This window comes from Cupriavidus sp. HMR-1 (assembly GCF_000319775.1).
GTDB classification, from domain to species: domain Bacteria; phylum Pseudomonadota; class Gammaproteobacteria; order Burkholderiales; family Burkholderiaceae; genus Cupriavidus; species Cupriavidus metallidurans.
The window spans coordinates 16,341-40,583 of the sequence record NZ_ANKP01000071.1; the positions used below are offsets into that span (position 1 = coordinate 16,341).

Genomic DNA, 24,243 nt, shown 5'->3' on the forward strand with positions numbered 1-24,243 from the left:
AAACGTTCAATTCTGTGCGGCATCCGCCACGACAAGTGGCGTCGTCGGATTCAGCATCCGCACCTCGCGCTGCGGATATGGGATCGAAATGCCATTTTCGTGAAACGCGCGCCAGATGGCCCGATTCATCGCCGACTGCACGCCGAGCTTGCCGTTCTGTGGATCCGCGATGTAGACGGCAGTTTCGTACTCGATGCCGCTGTCGGCAAACATCACCAGGAACGCGGCGGGTGCCGGCGTTTCTAGCACACGTGGCAAATTGCGCACACAATCCTGCAGCAATCCGATCACCATTTCCGGATCGGCGGCATAGTCCGCTTGCACCCGGGTGGCCACGCGCACATTCGTTCCAGAGAACGAATGGTTCTGCACCGACTGGGCCACAAGTTGCTCATTCGGCACAAGCGTCTCGCCGTCACCATTGCGCACAACGGTGTAGCGTGTGCGAATCTGCGACACGATGCCGGTGTACTTGTCGACCGTGATCTGGTCGCCAAGCTTGACCGAGCGATCGAGCAGGATGATGAAGCCCGATATGTAGTTGCTGGCGATCTTCTGCAGGCCAAGACCGAGGCCGACGCCCAGTGCGCCACCAAACACCGAGAGCACAGTCAGGTCGATGCCCACCAGCGACAGGCTCAGCAGCAGCGACACCAGCAACAGCAGCGCCTTGGTGATGCGCGTCAGCACGACCTTCAGATTCGAATCGAGCGTGGTCGCGCGCATCAGGCGCTCTTCCAGCCACGAACCAAACCACATCGCCACCAGCACGGTCAGGAGAATCCAGACCATTGCCATCAGCGAATCGGCCAGGTTGATATGTTGCTTGCCGCCAATCGAGAACCGCACGTCCCGCATCCATGCGACCACGTCCGGCAGCACGCCAAGCACGTACAAACCCATGGCGATCCACGTCAGGGTTGTCAGTACCTTCTCCACCAGCACAAGCATGCCGTGAAGCTGGCCATGTCCCGATATCACGCGCCGGAGGATGTAGAACGTCACATACAACGAGGTGATGCCGAACAGCGGCACCAGCGCCAGCCGCAGAACGCTGATCGGGATCAGCGACTCCAGCGAGAAACGCGCCACCAACACCAGCAGCCAGCTGATGAGTGGGAACACCGCCCGCTCCAGACTGACCGCGGCCATGCGCAGCGAGAAGCTTGCCGACTGGTGGCGAACCTCCAGCCGCTTGACCACGCGCCGCGACAGCGGCCACGCGATCAACAGGCAAATGGCCAGTACCCCGATCTGCCAGAAAAACCCCGGGCCGCCCGCATCGTGGATCAGGTCCTGAACCATCTTGCCGAACATCGCGTGCGAACGTTTCAGCTCGGCGAGCGTATCGGGGTTCATCAGCGTGCCATCCGCCATCAGCGCGTGCGCTCCAACACCGCGGCGAAGAAGCCATCGGTCTGATGGATATGCGGATAAAGCGCCAACATGCCGCCTTCCGCCGGCAACTCCGGCACCTCGATCTTCTGCTCGGCCAGCACTTCGCCCACCGGCACAAGGCGGAAATTCTCGTGGGATGCCAGGAAATCACGGATGATCGCCTCGTTTTCGGCCTCCAGCACGCTGCACGTGGCATACACGACACGCCCACCGCCCTTCACCAGCTTCGCCGCGGCATCGAGGATGGCCGCCTGCTTCGCGGTGAGTTCCACAACCGATTCCGGCGTCTGGCGCCACTTCAGATCGGGATTGCGGCGCAGGGTACCCAGGCCGCTGCAAGGCGCGTCCACCAGCACACGATCGATCTTGCCGGCCAGGCGCTTGACCTTGGCATCGCGCTCGGAGTCGATCAGCACCGGGTGCACGTTCGACAGGCCGCTACGAGCCAGACGCGGCTTCAGATTGGCCAGGCGCTTCTCCGACACATCGAATGCATAGAGCCGCCCAGTCGAACGCATGGCCACGCCCAGCGCCAGCGTCTTGCCGCCAGCGCCCGCGCAGAAGTCGACCACCATCTCGCCGCGACGCGGCGCAAGCAGATGGCACAGCAGCTGACTGCCCTCATCCTGCACTTCCACGCCACCGTTGATGAACAGCGGGAGCTGGTTCAACGCGGGCTTGCCCTTGAGGCGGATGCCAGCCGGCGCCATCGGGGCCAGTTCGGCGGCGATACCGGCAGTCTGGAGTTCGGCCAGTGCCTCTTCACGCGACAGCTTGGCGGTGTTCACGCGCAGGTCGAGCGGCGCGGGACGCAGCCAGGCATCGCCAAGCGCAGCAGTAAATGCCTCGCCATGACGCGCCACCAGATCGTCATACAGCCACTCGGGCAGGTTGGCGCGCACGCGTGGCGCCAGGCTGGAGCGCTCGATCGTGGTCAGGCGGTCGAGCCAGACAGCTTCGTCGGGATGAAGGAACGGCGAAAGCACATCGCGGCCGAGCGTCGCGGCCAGGCCCAGCAGCCCGAGGCGACGCGTGGCCGAACCTGTGCCACTTTCGGCAAATTGACCAAATTCGACGCGTCGGCGCAACACTGCAAAAATTGCTTCGGCGATGATGCCCCGGTCACGATGACCAAGTTTGCTATTTTCGCGGAAGTAATGGCTGACCACCGCGTCGGACGGGCGCGCGAACAACAGCACCTTGCCGAGCAGGCGGTCGATATGTTGCAGATGGAAAGCCTGCAGGCCGCCGGGCGTGCGCGACGCGCCGTCAGCGCCCTGCTGCCGGGCGTTGGGCGACTTGCGGATCGGGCTGGCCTTGCCTTTGCTCGGACGCGAGCGCTGACGATTGTCCTGGGAAGTTGCGGGATTGCGACTCATGGCTGTTTTCCTGCCGCTTGGGGCGAGATGGCCATGAACCATTGGGGCTCGGCCGGTTGAACTACTTGAACGACACCGTCCTGCACGTGCAGACGGTCTTCGACGAACCAGCGCACAGCGCGCGGGTAAATGACATGTTCGCTATCGAGCAAACGATCGGCCAGCGACTCCGGTGTGTCGCCAGGCAGAACATCAAGTGCCGCCTGCAACACGATCGGTCCATGATCGAGCTCTGGCGTCACGAAATGCACCGTCGCGCCATGCAGCTTGACGCCCGCCTCCAGCGCCTGCCTGTGCGTATGCAAGCCGGGGAAGCTCGGCAGCAGCGACGGATGGATGTTGAGCATTCGCCCGGCGTAATGCTCGACGAAGCCAGGCGTCAGGATCCGCATGAAGCCTGCCAGCACGACGAGGTCGGGCTGGTAGACGTCGATGGCGTCCTGCATCGCGGCGTCGAAACTCTCACGTCCGGAAAACTGCTTGTGGTCCACCACACCGGTGGCAATACCGTGGCGCGAGGCGAACTGCAGGCCCGAGGCATCGGGGCGGTTCGACAGTACCGCTGCCACGCGCGCCGGCCATTTCTCGGCGGCGCAGGCCCGGACGATCGCTTCCATGTTGGAGCCACGCCCGGAAATCAATATCACAATATTCTTCATCGCCGCGATTCTACCAAGCTGTGGTGCAAACACTTGCAAACCATGCGCATTAGGTACTTAATTACCGCCAAACGCACATGGGGCAACAAAAACAGGCGCGCCCACCAATCCCGGTACCCCCGTGTGATGGATTGTGACGCGCAACCCGCTCTGTTAGAGTGGGCCCTACGCCCACGCGCCGCGACACAAAAAGACGGTGACAACAAGGGCGAAATGGGAACTTAGACGGGAATACGCATGTTGAACGCTGCACCGACTTTGTTGGTGGTCGATGATCATCCTATGGCGCTCTCGGGCACAACCGCCTTCCTGGCGGAAGTGATGCCCGACGTCGCCGTTCATTCCGCTGGCAGCGCCAAGGAAGCCCTCCACTCCCTGAACCAGGGGCTCCGTCCCGATATCGTGCTGCTCGACATCTGGCTGAACGATGGTACTGGCTTCGATGCCATGCAGTCGTTCAAGAGCGTGATCCCGGGCGCCCGCTTCATCTTCATGTCGGCGGAGGCCACACCCGAGATCGTGGGCCGCGCCCGCGCGCTATCGGCCTGCGGTTTCGTCGGCAAGCATCTGGACGCCAACGCGTTCACTGCGGCCGTGCGCAAGGTCCTGGCCGGCGACACCAGTTTCCCATCCGATGAGGCCCTGTCCGGCCGATCGCAATCGTTCGGCCCTGCCCACGGCATTCCCGTCACGCCGGCCGAACTCGGCCTCACGCCGCGCCAGGGCTCGGTGCTCGCGCTGGTGCTCGAAGGACTGCCGAACAAGGTCATCGCCCGCAAGCTGGGGCTGACCGAGAACACCGTCAAGGAACACGTCTCGGCCATCCTGCAACGGCTGGGCGTGCGCACGCGCATGCAGGTCATGTCGCGCATGGAGCGTTTCCGCCTGCGCCAGTGAGGCAGTGAACATCGCCACGCATGAATGACAACGCCGCCTCAAGGGCGGCGTTGTCATTCATGCGTTCATGCCGTGGGCAACCAGCGACGCAGCAACATGCGCAGGTTCGCCGGGTCCACCGGTTTCGGCAGGACAAAGTAGCCTGCCTCCTCGGCGGCCTGCAGCGCCGCGGACTTCAGATCGCCCGTCAGCAGCGCACTGCGAGCCTGAGGCTGCGAGGTCTGCCAGCGCTCCAGCAAATCGAGCCCGTTCTCGTTGCCGGGCAAGCGCAGGTCACAGAAGATGATGTCCGGCTTGAGACCCTTGGCGAAGAGTCGGTCGGCCTCTCCCCCGTGCGCGGCACATGCCACGCGAATGCCCCAGGCTTCCATCAACGCGATCCACGCCTTGCGAATCTGGCTATCGTCATCGACCACCAGCACGGTGCCACGCAAGCGATCGTGCCGCGCTTCTTCCGCCTGCGCATTTGCCCGCATCGCCCGAACACTGGCTACGGTCTCCTCGGGCACCGGCGCCAGCGCGAACCAGAATACCGATCCCTTGCCCGGCACCGAGCGCACGCCGTAAGTCCCGCGCATCAGACGCACGCACTCCCGGAAGATCGCGAGCCCCAGACCAAGACCCTGCGACGGATCGCGCTGCGGATTGTGAACCTGGTAGTACGGCGAGAAGATCTCGGGCAGGTGCTCGGGCGTGATGCCCGCACCGGTGTCCCAGACCTCCAGCCGCACGTGCTTGCGGCGCTGTCGCGCGGTCACCAGAATGCCGCCGCGCTTCGTATAGCGCAGCGCGTTCTGCACGAGGTTGAACAGCGCCCGCCGCAACAGCACCGGCTCGGCCATGGCGAACAGTTCGTCAGGCACGCGTGGCGTCAGCGTCAGACCGCTTTCGCGCGCATCAGCAGCGAACTGGCTCATCACGTCATGGATCAGCGAATTGAGTTCGCATGGCTCCAGCGTCGGCAACACCTTGCGCCCCTCAAGCTTGGACAGGTCAAGCAGGGACCGGAACAGCAGATCGATAGTCTGCGTCCCGGCGGCCACCTGCTCGACGAGCGGGTGGAGCGAACTCGATTGGTTGCGCGCACGCAACGCTTCGACCAGCATCACCAGGGCATGAACAGGCTGGCGCAGGTCGTGACTCGCGGCCGCCAGGAAGCGGGACTTCTCCTCACTGGCATGAAGTGCCCGTTCCTTCTCTTCCTGAAACTGCTTGGCGAGCCGGCGGCTTTCGGATTCGAGCTGGATGGCGCGCACCAACGTGTGCTGCAGATTCAGCGAATGCCGGGCCAGCATCAGCGCATAGATAGCCAGCAGCAATTGCACATACGTGCCATGGCCCGGAAAGGCAAAGTCGGCCAGCAGCACATTCGGCACAAGGATCGGCACGCCGGCAAAGACCAGGTTCGATGGGATGGGCGACTGCGACGTGGCGCCGCCCGCGAGCACGCCCAGCGTCAGCAGATACAGCACGCTCGAAAACACCACGGACGACGAATACAGGTGCAGCAGCGCCGAACTGCCCCAGGTCAGTCCCGTCAGGAACGCGATGGCGCGCATGTTGTTCCACCACTTGCGCGTGTGCGCCGAGCGGCTCAACCTGCCCATATCGCGCTGGAACCCAAGGTAGAACCACGTCCCGCCGATGGTCAGCAGCAACATGATGGCGCACCAGATCACCAGCGCCACGTGGTTGGCTTCGTTCCAGAACGTGTACGCGGTCAGCCCCGGCAGCAGGGCTGAGGATGCGATGCCCGTGGGGGAGACACGATGAACGGTGACGAGCAGCTTGGCTCGCGTTTCGGTGTCCAGTTGCGGCCCGGGCGGGGGCAGGATCTTGTTGAGCAGCGCGTTCAAGTGTGGCGTGGCACGTAAGGCGACGTTCTTCGTCGCTGCAACTGGCATCAGACAAGTCTGCCGACGTTGCAGAAATCGCGCAATTTTGTTGCAAGTGGGGCATATCATGCCGATTTTTGCGGCGCCGCGCCATTGCGAGGCACCCCAATAACCCACAAATTTGTCAAAAGCACCACGTTTGTGGGGGACGTGTGTCGAAAGCGCGCGCCAGACCGGCGTCAAATTGGTCGGCCGGCAGGCTTTTCGGGCGGCAAACCGGTGGTTCGCCTTATAATGCCCCCTTTCGTGCGACACGCACCCTCGTGTCCGGTAGCTCTACGTTAAGAGCATCGACCTTTGTTGAGACAAGGGGAGGCTTCGGCCAGAACCGTCCAATCTCAACCATTTCTTGCTTTGACAAACCCGGCCGCAAGGCCGGAGCGAGTCCATGTGTTGCGAGGAGGCCAAAGTATCGGCCAACTCAAAGCTTGCTTTCTGCTGGATGGATTTCCAGCCATTGCCCAAAGGCGGGGACGCTTGCCTTTGGGCAGGTGTCTTTGCAGTACGCACTCTCTACGGAGGTGTGGGCGAATATGCGGCGGTAATTTGCTGCGTCTTCGCTACATAGCATTCAACCCGGCCCAGTAGGGTCGGCGCTACGTCTTTGGGATGGAGGCGGGCGCGTCAGCGCCTGTCTTCTTCGAGCGCCTGCCAGTATGGAGGCACTGAAGTATTGAAGTGAGGTTTCCGGAGCGTTTAGCTCTGCGCGTTATGGTTCGGTCGAATACACCCGCGAGGGTGCCTCGATAGAGAACCTGCTATGCGACTAGCAGTAGCCTAGGGAGACATGCGTCACGGGTAACGGTGGGGTGTGAAGCTCTCCTGACAACGAAGCCCCCGCAAGGGTGCGTAACTGCCGAGAGGTAGAGACGCAGAGACTCCTAGCAGCAATGGGGTCGAGGAGCCAGGCTGGCTGGTATGGGCAACATATGTGAACTGCTGATAAACACCGTAAGCATTGCAGTGCCAAAGCTGCTGATAGGCACTAACCAAAAAAGGTATGTGGTCGGTTGTTCCGCTGAAAGTTCGGAACACGTCGCCATTCGGACCACCGGTGAAGAGGCAGGCCCTAACCCAGTCGTGTAATGCGCAGGGAACGTGGTAAGCCCGTATGGCTGCCGGAGCGCGGTATGGCTCAGGCAGGCGAACCGCAAGGAACGCTGTTGGCTGTGCGGGTATGGGAGGTTGGAAAAAGCGAATGCCGGGCTGTAATGGTCCGGATAGGGGTTGAGACATTACCTCACGCGAAAGCGGGCAGACTTCCAACTGGTCTTTCGTCGCAAGACGGCTGACTGAACTCGCTTGTTTAATTTTCTTCCCTTGGGGGGTGATATGCCCCTCAAGGGGCATGTTGTCTCCGTCGTCTTGGGAAGTCCTCAAGATAGGAGAGCAGCATGGAAGCATTGATCCGTGAGGATGAATCTGCGCCCTCCGGCATCCCGCAGCGATGGGGCGACATCAATTGGCGCCGCGTCGAACGGAATGTTCGGGCAATGCAGATTCGAATTGCGAAGGCAACACAGGAAGGGGATTGGCGCAGGGTGAAAACCTTGCAACGGTCCCTGACCCGCTCGTTTTCTGCCAAGGCATCGGCGGTAAGGCGAGTGGCGATGAACCAAGGGGCGCGGACGGCTGGTGTCGACCGCGTTGCGTGGGACTCGCCTGAAGCTCGATGGGAAGCCATTGGGAGGTTGAAGCGCCGGGGGTATCGTCCGCTGCCGTTAAGGCGGGTGTACATCCCGAAGGCGAATGGGAAGGAGCGCCCCTTGGGCATTCCAACTCTGCACGACCGAGCCATGCAGGCGCTATACCTGCTGGCGCTGGAGCCGGTGTCCGAGGGGACGAGCGATCCGAACTCTTACGGGTTTCGGATTAATCGTTCGACTGCGGATGCCATGTCCCAGCTGTTTGTCTCCTTGTCCAAAAAGGCTTCGGCCCAATGGGTGCTGGAGGCAGACATTAAAGGGTGCTTCGACCATATCAGCCACGACTGGCTGGAGCGCAATGTCCCCATGGACAAAGCAATCCTTCGGAAGTGGCTGAAGGCTGGCGTGGTATTTCAAGGCCAGTTTCAGGCGACCGATGCTGGAACACCACAGGGGGGCATCATCTCCCCAACCTTGGCCAACGTGGCACTGAATGGACTGGAACGTGACCTGATGAAGTTCTTACGAACGAAACTCGGGACTGTCCAGGCCAACAGGCTAAAGGTGAATGTCGTGCGGTACGCGGACGACTTCGTGATCACCGGCAATACGCCGGAAGTTTTGGAGCACGAAGTGAAGCCGTGGGTAGAACAGTTCCTAGCTGTACGGGGACTCACTCTTTCCCCGGAGAAAACGCGAATCGTGAACATCGCCGATGGCTTTGACTTCCTTGGGTGGAATTTCCGGAAGTATTCGGGAACGCTGCTCATCAAGCCGAGCAAGAAGAACGCACTAGCGTTCTATCGCAGGGCCAAGGAGGTTATCAGGACACACCATGGGAAAAAGCCGGAGGATCTGATCCGAACGCTGAACCCGATGCTGAGGGGTTGGGCACAGTATCACGGCCCAGTGGTTGCAAAGGCGGCGTTCACCCGAATGGAGCACCTGATCTTCAGGTGTCTATGGAGGTGGGCAAAACGGCGACACCGAGGGAAGAATACCGAGTGGGTGCGGAGGAAGTACTTTGCCTCAATCGGAATGCGGAACTGGGTGTTTGGAACCAACGTTTTGGGTAAGGCTGGCGAACGCTACTGGATGGAGTTGTATTCGATACCGAGTACGCCTATTCGGAGGCACAAGAAGGTTCGAGGGGACTACAACCCCTTCGACCCAGCGCAGGAAATGTATGGCGAAACACTGCGGCAGGAACGTATGGCAGAAAGCATGTCGTACCGACAGCAGTGGGCAAAGCTGTTCATGTCCCAGCGGGGCTTATGCGCGGTATGCCAAGGCAAGATAACCAAAGAGACAAGATGGCATGACCATCACATCGAACCACGGGTTTCCGGTGGCTCGGACGCTCTAGGGAATCGAGTTCTGGTGCACCCCGACTGTCATGTCCAAGTTCACTCCTATGGTCAAGTTGCAGTGAAGCCGGTGTTTGATTAACTCAATCATTTTGTAGAGGCTTGAGCCGTATGCGGGGAAACTCGCACGTACGGTTCTTAGGGGGGAGCATTGCCAGTGATGGTATGCTCCTACCCTCCCCAAAAACGCTCGTCCGCCGTCCTCGTGAAAGTCTTCCGCGGTCTGCCCAATGCCGAAAGCCGGGCGCCTTGCGCGCTTACCATCGGCAATTTCGACGGTGTGCATCGCGGCCACCAGTCGTTGCTCGCGCGCGCCCGCGCGGCCGCCGATGCACGCGGCCTGCCGCTGTGCGTGATGACATTCGAGCCGCATCCGCGCGAATTCTTCGCCCCCGAGCACGCTCCCACCCGTATTGCCCTGCTGCGCGACAAGCTTGACGCGCTGCGCCGCAACGGCGTGGATCGCGTGGTGGTGGAGCATTTCAACGCGCATTTCGCCGCCCAGTCACCTCAGGCTTTCGTCGAGAACGTGCTCTGGCACGGCCTGCACGCCCGATGGGTGCTGGTTGGCGACGACTTCCGCTTCGGCGCCAAGCGCGCCGGCGACTTCTCTTATCTGCAGGAGGCCGGCCGGCAGTTCGGTTTCGATGTCGAGCAGATGGGATCGGTCTCCGAAGGCGGCATCCGCATCTCCAGCTCCGCCGTGCGCCAGGCACTGGCCGGTGGCGACCTGGAACATGCGCGCCGGCTGCTCGGCCACGGCTACGCGATCAGCGGCCACGTGATCCATGGGCGCAAGCTCGGCCGTGACCTCGGGTTTCCGACGCTGAACCTGCGGATCTCGCACAAGCGCCCGGCCGTGAACGGCATCTTCGTAGTGCAGGTGCATGGCATTGCCGACCATCCGGTGCAAGGCGTGGCCAGCATCGGCGTGCGGCCGACCGTCGAGGACGCCGGCCGCGTGCTGCTGGAAGTGCACCTCTTCGACTTCAACGAAAACCTGTACGGTAAGCTGATACGGGTGGAATTCATGAAGAAGCTGCGTGACGAGAAGCGCTATGACACGCTCGAAGCGCTGACCGCGGCCATCGCCAAGGACGCCGCCGACGCGCGCGCATTCTTTGGCCAGACCGCGCCGGATGCCGGCCGGCGCGACTTCGCCACCTCCGCCACCGACCGAATTAGCTAGCGGCCGGCAGCGCGCTCGATCAACGAGCCGCGGCCGGGACCCGCCCTGCCTCACCCCGAATGACACGCGCGGTGGTCATGCACGCGCCGCGCCCTACCGAATTGCCTTGAGAATCAACCATGTCCGACGACAAACGCGCCAAGCCTGAAAAAAGCAAGTATCCGGTCAATCTGCTGGATACCCCGTTCCCGATGCGCGGCGATCTGCCCAAGCGCGAGCCGCAATGGGTCAAGCAATGGCAGGACAAGCAGCTCTACAAGAAGATCCGGGCCGCCCGCCATGGCGCCAAGAAGTTCGTGCTGCATGACGGCCCGCCGTACGCCAATGGCGATATCCACATCGGCCACGCAGTCAACAAGGTCCTGAAGGACATGATCATCAAGGCGCGCGGCCTGACCGGGTTGGACGCCGTCTACGTGCCGGGCTGGGACTGCCACGGCATGCCGATCGAGATCCAGATCGAAAAGCAGTTCGGCAAGGGTCTCCCGGTGCAGGAAGTCCAGTCGAAGGCGCGCGCCTACGCCACCGAGCAGATCGCCCGCCAGCGCAAGGACTTCGAGCGTCTGGGCGTGCTCGGCGACTGGGAGAACCCGTACCTGACCATGAACTTCAGCAACGAGGCCGACGAGCTTCGCGCGCTGGGCAAGATCATGGAGCGCGGCTACGTGTTCCGCGGCCTGAAGCCGGTCAACTGGTGCTTTGACTGCGGCTCGGCGCTGGCCGAGGCGGAGGTCGAGTACAAGGACAAGGTCGACCTGTCGATCGACGTCGGCTTCCCGTTCGCCGAGACCGACAAGATCGCTCACGCATTCCATGTGCCGCTCGCCCAGATCGAAGGCAAGCCGGGCTGGATCGTGATCTGGACCACCACCCCGTGGACCATCCCGTCGAACCAGGCGCTGAACATGCACCCGGAGGTGGAATACGCGCTGGTCGACACGCCGCGTGGCTTCCTGATCCTGGCCAAGGATCGCGTCGAGGAACAACTCAAGACCTACGCGCTGGAAGGCACGATCGTTGCCACCGCGCGCGGTGACGCGCTGACCGAAGTGCGCTTCCACCACCCGCTGGCGAAAATGGACGCCGGCTACGTCCGTACGTCGCCGGTCTACCTGGGCGACTACGTGACCACCGACACCGGTACCGGCATCGTCCACTCGGCGCCGGCCTACGGCGTGGAAGACTTCCAGTCGTGCAAGGCGCACGGCATGCCGGATTCGGACATCATCAGCCCCGTGATGGGCGATGGCGTCTACGCCAGCACGCTGCCGCTGTTCGGTGGTCTGTCGATCTGGGATGCCAATCCGAAGATCGTCGAGGTGCTGCGCGAGTCGGGCAACCTGTTCAACTCGCACAAGTACGAGCACAGCTACATGCACTGCTGGCGTCACAAGACGCCGATCATCTACCGCGCCACGTCGCAGTGGTTCGCGGGCATGGACGTGGACCCGGTGGACAACGGCCCGACGCTGCGCGAAACCGCGCTGGCTGGCATCGAGGCTACCGAGTTCTACCCGGCCTGGGGCAAGCAGCGCCTGCACAACATGATCGCCAACCGCCCGGACTGGACGCTCTCGCGCCAGCGCCAGTGGGGCGTGCCGATGGCCTTCTTCGTCCACAAGGAAACGGGCGCCCTGCATCCGCGCACGCCCCAGCTGCTCGAGGAAGTGGCCAAGCTTGTGGAGAAGCACGGCATCGAGGCCTGGCAGACGCTCGACCCGAAGGACCTGCTCGGCGACGAAGCCGCGCAGTACGAAAAGAACCGCGACACGCTCGACGTGTGGTTCGACTCCGGCACCACGCACTGGACGGTGATCCGCGGCTCGCACCGTGACGAGCTGTACGATCCGGCCGCCGACCTGCCGGATGGCCGCCTTGCCGACCTCTATCTGGAAGGCTCGGACCAGCATCGCGGCTGGTTCCACTCGTCGCTGCTGACCGCGTCGATGCTCTATGGCAAGCCGCCCTACAAGGCACTGCTGACACACGGCTTCACGGTCGACGGCGAAGGCCGGAAGATGTCGAAGTCGGTCGGCAATACAGTGTCGCCGCAGGACATCTCGAACAAGATGGGCGCCGAGATCATCCGCCTGTGGGTGGCATCGACCGACTATTCGGGCGAGCTGTCGATCTCCGACGAAATCCTGAAGCGCGTGGTGGAAGGCTATCGCCGCATCCGCAACACGCTGCGCTTCCTGCTGGCCAACCTGACCGACTACGACCACGCCAAGCACGCGCTGCCGGCGTCGGAATGGCTCGAGATCGACCGCTACGCCGTGGCGCTGACCGACCGTCTGCAGAAGGAGGTGCTGTCGCACTACCAGGCCTACGAGTTCCACCCGGTCGTCGCCAAACTGCAGACGTTCTGCTCCGAGGACCTCGGCGGCTTCTACCTGGACGTACTAAAGGACCGCCTGTACACCACGGCCGCCGACTCGAAGGCTCGCCGTGGCGCGCAGAACGCGCTGTATCACATCACCCAGGCGATGCTGCACTGGATGGCGCCGTTCCTGACGTTCACGGCCGAGGAAGCGTGGCAGATCTTTGCCCACGGCACCGAGCACAAGGACACGATCTTCACGAGCACGTACTATGCGATCCCGTCGGTGGATGACGGCGACACACTGCTGCAGAAGTGGCACGAGATCCGTACCGTGCGCGCCGAAGTCACGCGCCAGCTCGAAGCCGTGCGCGTGGAAGGCGACATCGGTTCGTCGCTGCAGGCGGAAGTCACGATCGCCGCGGGCGGTCCGGTGCTGGCCGCGCTGCAGAGCCTGGAAGACGACCTGCGTTTCGTGCTGCTGACGTCGGCCGCCAAGGTTACGCCGGCGCCAGAAGGCGGCGACCTGCTGGTGACGGTCACGCCGTCGCAGCACGCCAAGTGCGAGCGTTGCTGGCACTACCGCGCCGACGTGGGCCACAACCCCGAGCATCCGACGATCTGCGGCCGCTGCGACAGCAACCTGTTCGGCGCCGGTGAACACAGGAGCCACGCCTGATGGCATCGTCCACTCGTTCGACGCGTTCGACGCCGGCCCGCGGCAAGAGCAAGGGCGCCAGCAGCAACGTCACGCCGTGGCTGTGGATGGCCTTCGCCCTGCTGGTGGTGATGATCGACCAGTTCTTCAAGGTGGTGATCACGCGCTCGTTCCAGTACGGCGAGTCGCGCCCGGTCACCAGCTTCTTCAACCTGGTGCTGGTCTATAACAAGGGCGCCGCGTTCAGCTTCCTGGCGGATGCGGGCGGCTGGCAGCGCTGGTTCTTCACGCTGCTGGGCGTGGTGGTCGGCGCGTTCATCATCTGGCTGCTCTATCGCCATACCGGGCAGAAGCTGTTTTGCCTGGCGGTATCGCTGATACTCGGTGGCGCCGTGGGCAATGTGGTCGACCGGATCATCCACGGCCACGTGATCGACTTCCTGGACTTCCATCTTCGTAACACGCATTTCCCGGCATTCAACGTGGCGGACTGCGCGATCACGCTCGGGGCGATCCTGCTGATCGTCGACGAGCTGCGGCGCGTGCGACGTCACTGACGCCTGTCATACGCCCCTCTCCCACAAACGGGAGAGGGCGCCAGCCAACTATCCCTTCCAGCGCGTCGCCTCTCCCAGCGGTATCATGCGCAGACTCCCGTCTCCCTGAAGAGCTCTCCCCATGGATTTGCGCGGCAAGCACATCGTCCTTGGTCTGACTGGCGGCATCGCCTGCTACAAGTCAGCCGAGCTGGTCCGACTGCTCACCAAGGCTGGCGCCACGGTGCAGGTGGCGATGACCGAAGCGGCAACGCACTTCATCACGCCTGTCACGATGCAGGCGCTCTCCGGACGCCCGGTGTTCCTCTCCCAATGGGACGCCCGCATCGACAACAACATGGCGCATATCGACCTCTCACGAGAGGCGGACGCCATCCTGATCGCGCCAGCATCGACCGATTTCCTCGCCAAGGTGGCCAACGGCCTCTGCGACGACCTGCTGACCACGCTGTGCATCGCGCGTGAATGCCCGCTGCTGGTGGCACCGGCGATGAACCGGCAGATGTGGGCTGCCGCGCCAACGCAACGCAATGCCGCGCAGCTACGCGCCGACGGGGTCATGATTCTCGGCCCCGGCACGGGCGACCAGGCCTGTGGTGAAATCGGCGATGGGCGGATGCTCGAACCGGAAGAACTCGTCGAAGATCTGATCGCGTTCTTCCAGCCCAAACCGCTGGCTGGAAAGCGCGTGCTGATCACGGCTGGCCCGACGTTCGAAGCGATCGATCCGGTACGCGGCATCACGAACCTGTCGTCGGGCAAGATGGGATTCTCGATCGCGCGCGCCGCACGTGAAGCGGGTGCCGAGGTACTGCTGGTGGCTGGCCCGACCGCGCTCGACACGCCCCGTGGCGTCACACGCACCGATGTGCGCAGCGCCCAGCAGATGCACGACGCGGTCATGGCGCAACTGCGCGATGTCGACGTGTTCGTCGCCGTGGCCGCCGTGGCGGATTGGCGTCCCGCGGAGGTCGCGCAGCAGAAGCTCAAGAAGGCCAACGACACCGACACGCCGACCCTGCAATTCGTGCAGAACCCGGACATCCTGGCTGCCGTGGCCGCCCGTGCCGATGCCCCCTATTGCGTCGGCTTTGCGGCCGAGAGCGAGAACCTGGAGCAATACGGCGAGCAGAAACGCAAGCGCAAAGGCGTGCCGCTGCTGGTCGGCAATATCGGCCATCGCACGTTCGGTCTCGACGACAACGAGATCGTGCTGTTCGATGCCAACGGCATGACGCGCCTGCCGCGCGCGGACAAGCTCTCGCTGGCGCGCGAGCTTGTCACCGCAATCGGCCAGCGTCTGCCGCGCAAACCCGTGTAATCCGCCGCCCTGCCTGCCATGAGCCAACCCCGCCCCAAGCTGCGCCTGTCGGTGCTCGACCAAAGCCCGGTCATCGCCGGCCATACCGCGCGCGACGCCGTGGCTGCGACCGTCGAACTGGCCCAGATGGCCGACGATCTCGGCTATACCCGCTACTGGTGCGCCGAACACCACGGTCTGCAAGGCGTCTGCAATCCCGCGCCCGAAGTCATGCTGGCGCGGCTGGGCAGCGCGACGAAGCGCATCCGCGTGGGCTCCGGCGGCGTGATGCTGCCCTACTACAGCCCGTTCAAGGTGGCCGAGCAGTTCCGTATGCTCGAAGCGCTGTTCCCGAACCGCGTCGACCTGGGCGTGGGCCGCGCGCCCGGCGGCGATATGCGCACCGCGCAGGCGGTGGCCATGGGGCAGTACAACCGTGGCGACCAGTTCCCGCAACAGGTGCAGGACCTGGCATGGCTGCTGCGCGGGGAAGTCCCGCCCGACCATCTGGCCGAAGGGGTGCTGCTGCAGCCGGTGATCGACACCAAACCCGAACTCTGGGTGCTTGGCTCGAGCGATTTCGGCGGCGCACTGGCCGCCCGTCTCGGGCTGCGATTCGCGTTTGCCCACTTCATCAATGCGCACAGCGGGCATCTGGTGGCGCAGCAATATCGTGAAGTGTTCGAGCCCGGCTACGAGGATAAGCCTTACAGCGCCGCGGCAATCTTCGTGATCTGCGCCGATACCGAACAGGAAGCCGCGACGCTGGAACGCGCGGTCGATATCCGCCGGCTGCAGATGGCCTATGGCGTGAACGCGCCCATTCCTTCGCTGGCGCAGGCGGCTGACTTCACGCCGACCGAACGTGACCGGATGATCATCGAGCGCGAACGGCCGCGCACGATCTGCGGCACGCCCGAGCAGGTTGCCGAGCGGATGCTGGCGCTCAAGGACCGGTTCGCGGCGGACGAACTGGTCGTGCTGAGCGTGACGGCCTCCTACAAGGCGCGTCTGCGCACCTACCAGTTGCTGGCCGAGGCATTCGACCTGGCCGCCTGACTCCAGGCCATCCGGCGCGGCGCGGTATGATTCGGCCTTTGGTCAGTCCGTGCTTTCGCCGGACTGACCAGCCCATCTTTCACGCATTGCAGGAAACCGCTTCCATGACCGTAGCCGCCAATCCGACCGTCGAAATCAAGGTGCTCGACGCCCGCCTGAATGACTGGGGCCTGCCCGCCTACCAGAGCGACATGGCCGCCGCCATCGACCTGCACGCTTGCGTGGACGGTCCGGTCACGATCGAGGCCGGCACGCCTGCGCAACTGATTCCGGCCGGTATCGCGGTGCATATGGCCAACCCGTACATGTGCGCCACGATCGTGCCGCGCTCGGGTCTGGGCCACAAGAAGGGGCTCGTACTCGGTAATTCGATCGGTGTGATCGACGCGGATTACCAGGGGCAAATCATGGTCAGTGTGTGGAACCGCAACGCGCCCGGCACCGAACCGATCGTGATCCAGCCCGGCGAGCGTATCGCCCAGATGATGTTCGTGCCGGTGCTGCGCCCGGTATTCACGACGGTGGAAGAATTCTCGGAGGATTCGACGCGTGGTGCCGGTGGCTTCGGGTCGACCGGCGTCGCGCACGCAAAAGCGTAATGCCAGAGAGAGTGGTGCTCTCCCTCTCACGCACAGCGAGAGAGGGAGAAAAACTTCAGCGCTGCTCGAAGATCAGCGCTACACCGTTGGCCTGCATCGCCGGGATCAGCGTGACTTCCGGTGACAGGTCGATAGATTCGACACCCTGCTCGCGCCAGTGAGCGCGCGCGCCAGCCAGGTTGGACGTGGCAAGGCGAATAGCCGCGTAGCCGCGCTCGGCGTGTTGCAATTGCGGTGCGCCAGCGGCAACCGCCAGCGCCTGCGGCGCCACGATCACGAACCTGGCGTCGCCAATGGCGATCGTGGCAGCCTCATCGGTCGCCTCGATGATCGCCCCGCCCGTCAGCACAGCATAGGCCTCGGCCGTCGGGCTCACCTGCTCCGCCTCCACCACCAGATACGTTGCCGCAATGGCCCGAGCGCCATTGGCGTGCGCCATCCATTCCGGGCGCCACAGCAACTCCGGCGTGCGGTGTTCGCAGACGAAGTAGCGCGCGCCCGGCGCGCCATCAAGTGCCGTGACGCGGAACGTGGCTGGATGCTCGCTGCCATCATCGAGCCGGACCGGGCGTGAGAACTCGATCGGATCGGACGGCTGGAAGCCCGCCGCACGCAGGCGGTCGGCCGTGGCGAACGCATCGCTGCTCTTGCAGGACATGGCCGCGCAGCCATCCCCGCGCTGCTGGGCGTCCCAGTAGTACTGACGACTCGGGCTCGGCGCGGTGACGTGCAGCAGTTCCAGGTAATCACGCGCCAGCATGATGCAGTGGTTCTGCGATCCCAGAGTGTGATAGCCGCGCGGCGTCAGTGTGAATCCCAGCGCGCGCCAGTTGGCAACCGCGGCGTCCAGGTCGCCGCAAACCACCACGGCATGATCGAAAGGTTCAGGCAGACCGCTCATTGCTGACTCGACATTTACTCGAACTGGATATTGGCCTTGCGAGCCACCGCCTGCCATTTGTCATGCTCGTGGCGCACCAGGTTGCCGAGGTCGGCAGGTGTGCCAACCGCAATTTCGAAACCCTGAGCCGTCAGCGCCTCAACCACCTTGGGCTGGCGAATCGCGACGCCCAGCGCATCGTGCAGGCGGGTCACGGTATCGGGCTGCATATGAGCCGGGCCGAAAACGCCGATCCACGAGTAGGCCTCGAATCCCTTGAAGCCCTGCTCGGCCACGGTCGGCACCTGCGGAAGCTGTTTGATGCGGCTCGATCCGGTCACGCCGAGCACCTTGATCGTCTTGGCGGCGATGTGGGCCTGCACGGCGGCGTAGCTGCTGAAGAACAGGTCGACTTCCCCCGCCAGCACGGCTTGCACGGCCGGGCCGCCACCCTTGTAGGGCACGTGGAGGAACTGGACGCCCGCGTCGGTGGCCAGCGCTTCCGCGGCAAGCTGGTTCAGGCTGCCGATGCCAGACGAGGCATAACGCACGCCCTTGGGATTGGCGCGGGCCAATTCCACGAGCTCACGCACGTTCGAGGCCGAAAGCGCGGGATTGGCAGCGATCACCAGCGGGAAGCGCACCAGTTGGGAGATCGGCGTGAAATCCTTGAACGTGTCGTACGGCAGGTTCTTGTACGCAAATGGATTGATCGCGTGCGTATCGAAAGCCATCAGTAGCGTATTGCCATCCGGCTTGGCACGCGCCACGGTACTGCTGGCAATCAGTCCGCCAGCGCCAGGCTTGTTATCGACGACGACGGTCTGGCCGAGTCCACTCTTCAGCCCGGGCTGCAGTTGGCGCGCAACGATGTCCACGCTGCCACCCGGCGGGAACGGCAACACCATGGAAATGGGACGGCCACTCGAGGCAGGTTCTGCCGCGCGGGCGAGACTGGAGATCGAAGCGACGGGCACGGCACCCATCGGCAAGGTCTTGAGCAGCAGACGGCGCAGCCGCATGCGGTCTGGAGAGGACATCGGTGACTTGAGCTGTGCGGCCACAGGGCCGCGTGACAAAAAAGAAAGGGCGACATGCCGCCCGCCCGTATTTTGCCCGATGATCGCTCACGTTGCAGGCAATGCCTTCGCTGATCGCCCAAAAGCCCACGAAGCTGGAACAATCGCCCAAGAAAAACGGCCGGGGATGACCCGGCCGATATCCAATTTTGCTGATATGTCAGACGCTCAGACTTCTGCGCGCTGCTCGCTTTCCGGCGCCTCGGGCGGCTCCGGATCCGCCTCGGAGAACGTCAGCTTGATCTGGTCGTCGTCGTCCAGGTCCACCGCGACCTTGCCGCCGCTGACAAGCTTGCCGAACAGCAGCTCGTCGGCCAGCGCCTTGCGGATCATGTCCTGGATCAGGCGCTGCATCGGACGGGCACCCATCAGCGGATCGAAGCCCTTCTTCGCCAGATACTTGCGCAGCTTTTCCGAGAAGCTGGCATCCACCTTCTTCTCGTGCAGTTGCTCTTCCAGCTGCATCAGGAACTTGTCCACCACGCGCAGGATGATTTCCTCATCCAGCGAACGGAAGCTGATCATCGCATCGAGCCGGTTACGGAACTCGGGTGTGAACATCCGCTTGATATCGGCCATCTCATCGCCCTGCTCGCGGGCGGTGGTGAAGCCGATCGTGGCACGGTTCATCGTCTCGGCGCCCGCATTGGTGGTCATGATGATGATCACGTTGCGGAAGTCGGCACGGCGACCGTTGTTGTCGGTCAGCGAACCGTGGTCCATCACCTGCAGCAGGATGTTGAAGATATCCGGATGTGCCTTTTCGATCTCGTCGAGCAGGAGCACGCAGTGCGGCTTCTTCGTGACGGCCTCGGTCAGCAGGCCGCCCTGGTCGAAACCGACATAGCCCGGGGGGGCGCCGATCAGGCGGCTCACCGCGTGGCGCTCCATGTATTCGGACATGTCGAAGCGCAGCAACTCAATGCCCATGATGAACGCGAGCTGCTTGGCCACTTCGGTCTTGCCGACGCCGGTCGGGCCCGAGAACAGGAACGAGCCGATCGGCTTGTCGGTCTTGCCCAGGCCAGCACGCGACATCTTGATCGCCGAAGCCAGCGCCTCGATGGCCGGGTCCTGACCGAACACCACCGACTTCAGGTCGCGTTCCAGCGTCTGCAACTTGCTGCGGTCGTCCTGGTTCACGCTTTGCGGCGGGATACGCGCGATGCGCGACACGATGTCCTCGATCTCGGCCTTGCCGATCGTCTTCTTCTGCTTCGACTTCGGCAGGATGCGCTGTGCCGCACCCGCTTCATCGATCACATCGATCGCCTTGTCCGGCAGATGACGGTCCGTGATGAAGCGTGCCGACAGTTCGGCCGCCGCGGTCAGCGCCGAGGCTGCGTACTTGACGCCGTGATGCTCCTCGAAGCGCGACTTCAGGCCACGCAGAATCTGCACGGTCTGGTCTACCGAAGGCTCGACCACGTCGATCTTCTGGAACCGGCGCGATAACGCCGCATCCTTCTCGAAGATGCCACGGTACTCGGTAAACGTGGTCGCGCCGATGCACTTGAGCTGCCCCGACGACAGCGCCGGTTTCAGCAGGTTACTGGCGTCCAGCGTGCCGCCCGATGCGGCGCCCGCGCCGATCAGCGTGTGGATCTCGTCGATGAACAGGATCGCGTTCGGATTGTCCTTGAGCGACTTCAGCACGCCCTTGAGGCGCTGCTCGAAGTCACCACGGTACTTGGTGCCGGCCAGCAGCGCGCCCATGTCGAGCGAGTACACCACGGCCTTTTCCAGGATATCCGGCACCTCGCCCTTGGTAATGCGCCAGGCCAGCCCTTCGGCGATCGCCGTCTTGCCCACACCGGCCTCGCCGGTCAGCAGCGGGTTGTTCTTGCGGCGGCGGCACAGCACCTGGACGACGCGCTCGACTTCGCTTTCGCGGCCGATCAGCGGATCGATCTTGCCGGCCTTGGCCAGCGTGTTCAGGTTCTGGGTGTATTGCTCGAGCGGGCTTTCCTTGCCGTCACCGCCCTCGCCTTCGGCGTTGCCGTCGCCATGCTTGGCGGGCTCGGCCTGATCCTTGCGGATGCCGTGGCTGATGAAATTCACCACGTCCAGGCGCGTGACGCCCTGCTGCTGCAGGTAGTAGACCGCGTGGGAATCCTTCTCGCCGAAGATCGCCACCAGCACGTTCGCGCCAGTCACTTCCTTCTTGCCATTGGAAGTCGACTGCACATGCATGATGGCGCGCTGGATCACTCGCTGGAAACCGAGTGTCGGCTGTGTGTCCACTTCATCGGTGCCGGGCACGACCGGCGTGTTGTCGGCGATGAAGTTCTTCAGACTGGTGCGCAAGTCCTCGATGTTGGCTGCGCACGCGCGCAGCACCTCGGCCGCCGTGGGGTTGTCGAGCAACGCCAGCAGCAGGTGTTCCACGGTGATGAACTCGTGGCGCGCCTGGCGAGCCTCGACGAAGGCCATGTGCAGGCTCACTTCCAATTCTTGCGCAATCATGCTTCCTCCATCACGCACTGCAGCGGGTGCCCCGCCTGCCGCGCATGGGTTGATACAAGCTCGACTTTGGTCGCCGCGATATCACGCGTATAGATACCACAAACGCCCTTACCTTCCCGGTGGACGGTCAGCATGATCTGCGTCGCCGTTTCCCGGTCCCTGCTGAAATACTGCTGCAGGATCATCACGACGAACTCCATCGGAGTGTAGTCGTCGTTGAGCAGGACCACCTTGTACATCGCCGGCGGCTTGAGCTGCTGCTCCTTCCGTTCGATGACAGTGCCTGTTTCGCGTTGGGGGGTGTTCGCCAGCCGTGTCGCCATGGCTTTTATTCTAACCCTTGTTCACAAGTCTGCAATTTGGGGAACTGGGCTGTTATTCAAGCCCCGCACCCGGTAAATTCTCTGCGTGGCCCGCCACACAAAGGACGTTCGGCGCACGTTGGCGGAGCACGCCGCACACGAGCGGGACGGCTCCCTGGCACCAGTCCGGGGCATTCGGGAAAATCCGTACGCCCCGGCGCCAAAGGTACCACTGGTGGCCGTTTCAATCCCGCCACACCCCGCGCCGAGTGGGGATTCTGCCAGCTTGACAGTATGTAGGTTTGCCGAAAGAATCGTTCGCGCATTCGGGCATGACCACGCGAGCCAAGCAACAAGGTCAGTCCGGATGATTCCGTGAGCAGGGGAGGCCCACGACCGGCGTCGGTCATGCACCCGCATGCCAGCATTTGACTGGTAACCGGGCGCCGACCACGCGAATCTCATCGATACGGCGCCTTCTGGCTGCCGGTGCCGCAGGGCGCCGACGCTGGAAGCCCGTCGAAGTGTTTTTCAGCTGGCCATCGGTTTCCCCCGCTTGAAATCTGCTTTTTCGTTGGGGGAGTTTATGGCAAGCGGTATCGTCAAATGGTTCAATGACGCCAAGGGTTTCGGCTTTATCAAGCCGGACGACGGCGAGGAAGAACTGTTTGCGCACTTTTCGGCAATTCAGATGTCGGGTTTCAAGACGCTGAAGGAAGGCCAGCGTGTGGTGTTCGAAATCGTGCAAGGCCCGAAGGGCAAGCAAGCTACGAACATCCAGGACGCGAACCAGTAAGAGTGCGCCGCGACCGAACCGGCCGCAGAGCCGCGTCGGTCCGTCAGGATGCTGGGGGATGTACCCCCGCGGAACGGGATCCAGTGCCACGGTACGGCAATGCCGACCAGCGGCACGCTGCTTTTAGCGGTACGCCACGCATCCGATGGAACGCCCGGCCTCGTGCCGGGCGTTCTGCTTTCTGCTCCTCGCGCTCACTCCCACCGTCCGTCGATATTCCGACCGCTCGCCCGCTGGGCGTCTTCGCGGCTGACTATCCGCAACGCAAGGACCGAAGACCTTGCCCCCAATCGAATTTCGCTATCAGGCCAACGCTGCGACGATCGAGTGATCTACGTCGGCCGTTAGACGTGAAAAAGCCCCGCATCTGCGGGGCTTCCTGTCTCCGGCGGAGTGGCCGTCGCGCTTACATATTGTCGATCATCACCTGACCAAACCCCGAGCACGACACCTGCGTCGCACCTTCGAGCAGCCGGGCGAAGTCGTACGTGACCTTCTTCGACTGGATCGACTTCTCCATCGAGCGAATGATCAGGTCGGCCGCTTCGGTCCAGCCCATGTGGCGCAGCATCATTTCCGCGGAGAGGATTTCCGAACCTGGGTTCACGTAGTCCTTGCCTGCATACTTCGGCGCGGTGCCGTGCGTGGCTTCGAACATGGCGACCGAATCGGACATGTTCGCGCCCGGCGCGATGCCGATGCCACCCACCTGGGCAGCCAGGGCGTCGGAAATGTAGTCACCGTTCAGGTTCAGCGTGGCGATCACCGAATACTCAGCCGGACGCAGCAGAATCTGCTGCAGGAATGCGTCGGCGATAGCGTCCTTGACGACGATATCGCGGCCAGTCTTTGGATTCTTGAACTTGCACCACGGGCCGCCATCGACCAGCTCCGCGCCAAACTCCTGCTGCGCGAGTTCATAGCCCCAATCGCGGAAGCCGCCTTCGGTGAACTTCATGATGTTGCCCTTGTGCACGAGCGTCACCGACGGCTTGTCGTTGTCGATCGCGTACTGGAGCGCCTTGCGCACCAAGCGCTGCGTGCCCTCCTTCGAGACGGGCTTGATGCCGATGCCGGACGTTTCCGGGAAGCGGATCTTCTTCACGCCCATTTCGTTCTGCAGGAAGGCGATCAGCTTCTTCGCGCCTTCGCTTTCGGCTTCCCACTCGATACCGGCATAGATGTCTTCCGAGTTCTCGCGGAAGATCACCATGTCGGTCTTCTCGGGCTCGCGCACCGGGGACGGCACGCCCTTGAAATAGCGCACCGGGCGCAAACAGACATAGAGATCGAGCTGCTGACGCAGTGCCACGTTCAGCGAGCGGATGCCGCCACCGACCGGCGTGGTCAGCGGGCCCTTGATCGACACCACGTATTCCTTGACCACTTCCATGGTCTCTTCCGGCAGCCACACATCCGGGCCGTAGACCTTGGTCGACTTCTCGCCGGCGTAGATCTCCATCCACGAGATCTTGCGCTTGCCGCCATACGCCTTGGCCACGGCGGCATCCACCACCTTCAGCATCACCGGAGTGATATCGACACCCGTGCCGTCACCTTCGATGTAGGGAATGATCGGATTATCCGGCACGTTCAGCGAAAGATCGGTGTTGACCGTGATCTTCTCGCCTGCCGGCACCTTGATGTGCTGATACATATTCGTCTCCAACTGCGGATGGGGGTAAGGACAGCACCAGGCCGCAGAGCCCGGCAATGCGATTGTGTCGTGCAAGGCATTGTAACGGGCGAATTGGATTCGCCACGTGAACGGCCGCGATCACATCTCGCTCGGCATTT

18 protein-coding genes are annotated in these 24,243 nt (G+C 63.0%); 9 read left to right on the top strand and 9 right to left on the bottom strand.

Annotation, left to right across the window (positions count from 1 at the left end):
* Positions 1–6: 6 nt before the first annotated feature.
* Genes D769_RS10805 through purN form a run of 3 tightly spaced genes read right to left on the bottom strand, consistent with a single transcriptional unit; the run spans position 7 to position 3,436 of the window.
* Positions 7–1,377, bottom strand: coding sequence for a mechanosensitive ion channel domain-containing protein (locus tag D769_RS10805; RefSeq protein ID WP_008644914.1), 1,371 nt, complete (start codon positions 1,375–1,377; stop codon positions 7–9).
* Positions 1,377–2,777, bottom strand: coding sequence for a class I SAM-dependent methyltransferase (locus D769_RS10810; RefSeq protein ID WP_008644915.1), 1,401 nt, complete (start codon positions 2,775–2,777; stop codon positions 1,377–1,379). Before D769_RS10810 ends, D769_RS10805 begins: the two co-directional genes overlap by 1 nt.
* Entirely contained in the window at positions 2,774–3,436 is a 663-nt protein-coding gene (gene purN / locus D769_RS10815) for a phosphoribosylglycinamide formyltransferase (RefSeq protein ID WP_008644917.1), read from the bottom strand. Before purN ends, D769_RS10810 begins: the two co-directional genes overlap by 4 nt.
* A 237-nt stretch (positions 3,437–3,673) precedes the next feature.
* On the opposite strand from purN, the gene D769_RS10820 reads away from it, so the two are divergent.
* Positions 3,674–4,333, top strand: a complete 660-nt coding sequence (locus D769_RS10820) for a response regulator transcription factor (RefSeq protein WP_008644919.1) — start codon at positions 3,674–3,676, stop codon at positions 4,331–4,333.
* A 65-nt stretch (positions 4,334–4,398) separates the two neighbouring features.
* Here the strand turns inward: D769_RS10820 and D769_RS10825 are convergent, their stop codons facing one another.
* Complete coding sequence (locus tag D769_RS10825; RefSeq protein ID WP_008644921.1) at positions 4,399–6,237, bottom strand: hybrid sensor histidine kinase/response regulator; 1,839 nt, start codon at positions 6,235–6,237, stop codon at positions 4,399–4,401.
* Between the two features lie 1,385 nt (positions 6,238–7,622).
* Here D769_RS10825 and ltrA point away from each other — a divergent pair.
* From ltrA to dut, 7 genes are all read left to right on the top strand, one after another.
* Entirely contained in the window at positions 7,623–9,323 is a 1,701-nt protein-coding gene (gene ltrA, locus D769_RS10830) for a group II intron reverse transcriptase/maturase (protein WP_008644923.1), read from the top strand.
* 123 nt (positions 9,324–9,446) lie between these two features.
* Positions 9,447–10,430: a bifunctional riboflavin kinase/FAD synthetase gene (locus D769_RS10835; protein WP_008644925.1), complete on the top strand. Its 984-nt coding sequence runs from the start codon at positions 9,447–9,449 to the stop codon at positions 10,428–10,430.
* Positions 10,431–10,549: 119 nt separating this feature from the next.
* Entirely contained in the window at positions 10,550–13,429 is a 2,880-nt protein-coding gene (gene ileS, locus D769_RS10840; RefSeq protein WP_008644928.1) for an isoleucine--tRNA ligase, read from the top strand.
* Positions 13,429–13,965 carry a signal peptidase II gene (lspA, locus tag D769_RS10845; protein WP_008644930.1) on the top strand — a complete coding sequence of 179 codons (537 nt, stop codon included), beginning with the start codon at positions 13,429–13,431 and terminating at the stop codon, positions 13,963–13,965. The genes ileS and lspA overlap by 1 nt, the downstream gene beginning before the upstream one ends.
* A gap of 121 nt (positions 13,966–14,086) precedes the next feature.
* On the top strand, positions 14,087–15,286 hold the full coding sequence (gene coaBC, locus D769_RS10850; protein ID WP_008644932.1) for a bifunctional phosphopantothenoylcysteine decarboxylase/phosphopantothenate--cysteine ligase CoaBC: 1,200 nt from the start codon (positions 14,087–14,089) through the stop codon (positions 15,284–15,286).
* A gap of 18 nt (positions 15,287–15,304) precedes the next feature.
* Positions 15,305–16,324 (top strand): LLM class flavin-dependent oxidoreductase, encoded by a 1,020-nt coding sequence (locus D769_RS10855; RefSeq protein ID WP_008644934.1) that lies wholly within the window; start codon positions 15,305–15,307, stop codon positions 16,322–16,324.
* Positions 16,325–16,428: 104 nt separating this feature from the next.
* Complete coding sequence (gene dut / locus D769_RS10860; RefSeq protein ID WP_008644936.1) at positions 16,429–16,923, top strand: dUTP diphosphatase; 495 nt, start codon at positions 16,429–16,431, stop codon at positions 16,921–16,923.
* 55 nt (positions 16,924–16,978) lie between these two features.
* Here the strand turns inward: dut and D769_RS10865 are convergent, their stop codons facing one another.
* The 4 genes from D769_RS10865 to clpS form a co-directional block, all read right to left on the bottom strand.
* Positions 16,979–17,824 carry a VOC family protein gene (locus D769_RS10865; RefSeq protein WP_008644937.1) on the bottom strand — a complete coding sequence of 282 codons (846 nt, stop codon included), beginning with the start codon at positions 17,822–17,824 and terminating at the stop codon, positions 16,979–16,981.
* A 14-nt stretch (positions 17,825–17,838) separates the two neighbouring features.
* A complete protein-coding gene (locus tag D769_RS10870) occupies positions 17,839–18,843 on the bottom strand; it encodes a tripartite tricarboxylate transporter substrate binding protein (RefSeq protein ID WP_024569074.1) in 1,005 nt (334 codons plus the stop codon).
* Between the two features lie 207 nt (positions 18,844–19,050).
* Positions 19,051–21,348: an ATP-dependent Clp protease ATP-binding subunit ClpA gene (gene clpA / locus D769_RS10875; protein WP_008644941.1), complete on the bottom strand. Its 2,298-nt coding sequence runs from the start codon at positions 21,346–21,348 to the stop codon at positions 19,051–19,053.
* Positions 21,345–21,671 carry an ATP-dependent Clp protease adapter ClpS gene (clpS, locus tag D769_RS10880; protein ID WP_008644942.1) on the bottom strand — a complete coding sequence of 109 codons (327 nt, stop codon included), beginning with the start codon at positions 21,669–21,671 and terminating at the stop codon, positions 21,345–21,347. Before clpS ends, clpA begins: the two co-directional genes overlap by 4 nt.
* 565 nt (positions 21,672–22,236) lie before the next feature.
* On the opposite strand from clpS, the gene D769_RS10885 reads away from it, so the two are divergent.
* Positions 22,237–22,446, top strand: a complete 210-nt coding sequence (locus tag D769_RS10885; RefSeq protein ID WP_008644945.1) for a cold-shock protein — start codon at positions 22,237–22,239, stop codon at positions 22,444–22,446.
* A gap of 406 nt (positions 22,447–22,852) precedes the next feature.
* On the opposite strand, the gene icd is transcribed toward D769_RS10885, so the two are convergent.
* Positions 22,853–24,103: an NADP-dependent isocitrate dehydrogenase gene (gene icd / locus D769_RS10890; RefSeq protein WP_008644947.1), complete on the bottom strand. Its 1,251-nt coding sequence runs from the start codon at positions 24,101–24,103 to the stop codon at positions 22,853–22,855.
* Positions 24,104–24,243: the final 140 nt, after the last annotated feature.

What these genes read in the sequence shown, in the direction of transcription:
- ileS (WP_008644928.1), top strand. Translation starts at nt 10,550, where the DNA reads ATGTCCGACGACAAACGCGCCAAGCCTGAAAAAAGCAAGTATCCGGTC.
- D769_RS10820 (WP_008644919.1), top strand. Translation starts at nt 3,674, where the DNA reads ATGTTGAACGCTGCACCGACTTTGTTGGTGGTCGATGATCATCCTATG.
- D769_RS10805 (WP_008644914.1), bottom strand. Translation starts at nt 1,377, where the DNA reads ATGGCGGATGGCACGCTGATGAACCCCGATACGCTCGCCGAGCTGAAA.
- D769_RS10825 (WP_008644921.1), bottom strand. Translation starts at nt 6,237, where the DNA reads ATGCCAGTTGCAGCGACGAAGAACGTCGCCTTACGTGCCACGCCACAC.
- D769_RS10865 (WP_008644937.1), bottom strand. Translation starts at nt 17,824, where the DNA reads ATGAGCGGTCTGCCTGAACCTTTCGATCATGCCGTGGTGGTTTGCGGC.
- coaBC (WP_008644932.1), top strand. Translation starts at nt 14,087, where the DNA reads ATGGATTTGCGCGGCAAGCACATCGTCCTTGGTCTGACTGGCGGCATC.
- lspA (WP_008644930.1), top strand. Translation starts at nt 13,429, where the DNA reads ATGGCATCGTCCACTCGTTCGACGCGTTCGACGCCGGCCCGCGGCAAG.
- D769_RS10885 (WP_008644945.1), top strand. Translation starts at nt 22,237, where the DNA reads ATGGCAAGCGGTATCGTCAAATGGTTCAATGACGCCAAGGGTTTCGGC.
- dut (WP_008644936.1), top strand. Translation starts at nt 16,429, where the DNA reads ATGACCGTAGCCGCCAATCCGACCGTCGAAATCAAGGTGCTCGACGCC.
- purN (WP_008644917.1), bottom strand. Translation starts at nt 3,436, where the DNA reads ATGAAGAATATTGTGATATTGATTTCCGGGCGTGGCTCCAACATGGAA.
- clpA (WP_008644941.1), bottom strand. Translation starts at nt 21,348, where the DNA reads ATGATTGCGCAAGAATTGGAAGTGAGCCTGCACATGGCCTTCGTCGAG.
- ltrA (WP_008644923.1), top strand. Translation starts at nt 7,623, where the DNA reads ATGGAAGCATTGATCCGTGAGGATGAATCTGCGCCCTCCGGCATCCCG.
- clpS (WP_008644942.1), bottom strand. Translation starts at nt 21,671, where the DNA reads ATGGCGACACGGCTGGCGAACACCCCCCAACGCGAAACAGGCACTGTC.
- D769_RS10810 (WP_008644915.1), bottom strand. Translation starts at nt 2,777, where the DNA reads ATGAGTCGCAATCCCGCAACTTCCCAGGACAATCGTCAGCGCTCGCGT.
- D769_RS10870 (WP_024569074.1), bottom strand. Translation starts at nt 18,843, where the DNA reads ATGTCCTCTCCAGACCGCATGCGGCTGCGCCGTCTGCTGCTCAAGACC.
- D769_RS10855 (WP_008644934.1), top strand. Translation starts at nt 15,305, where the DNA reads ATGAGCCAACCCCGCCCCAAGCTGCGCCTGTCGGTGCTCGACCAAAGC.
- icd (WP_008644947.1), bottom strand. Translation starts at nt 24,103, where the DNA reads ATGTATCAGCACATCAAGGTGCCGGCAGGCGAGAAGATCACGGTCAAC.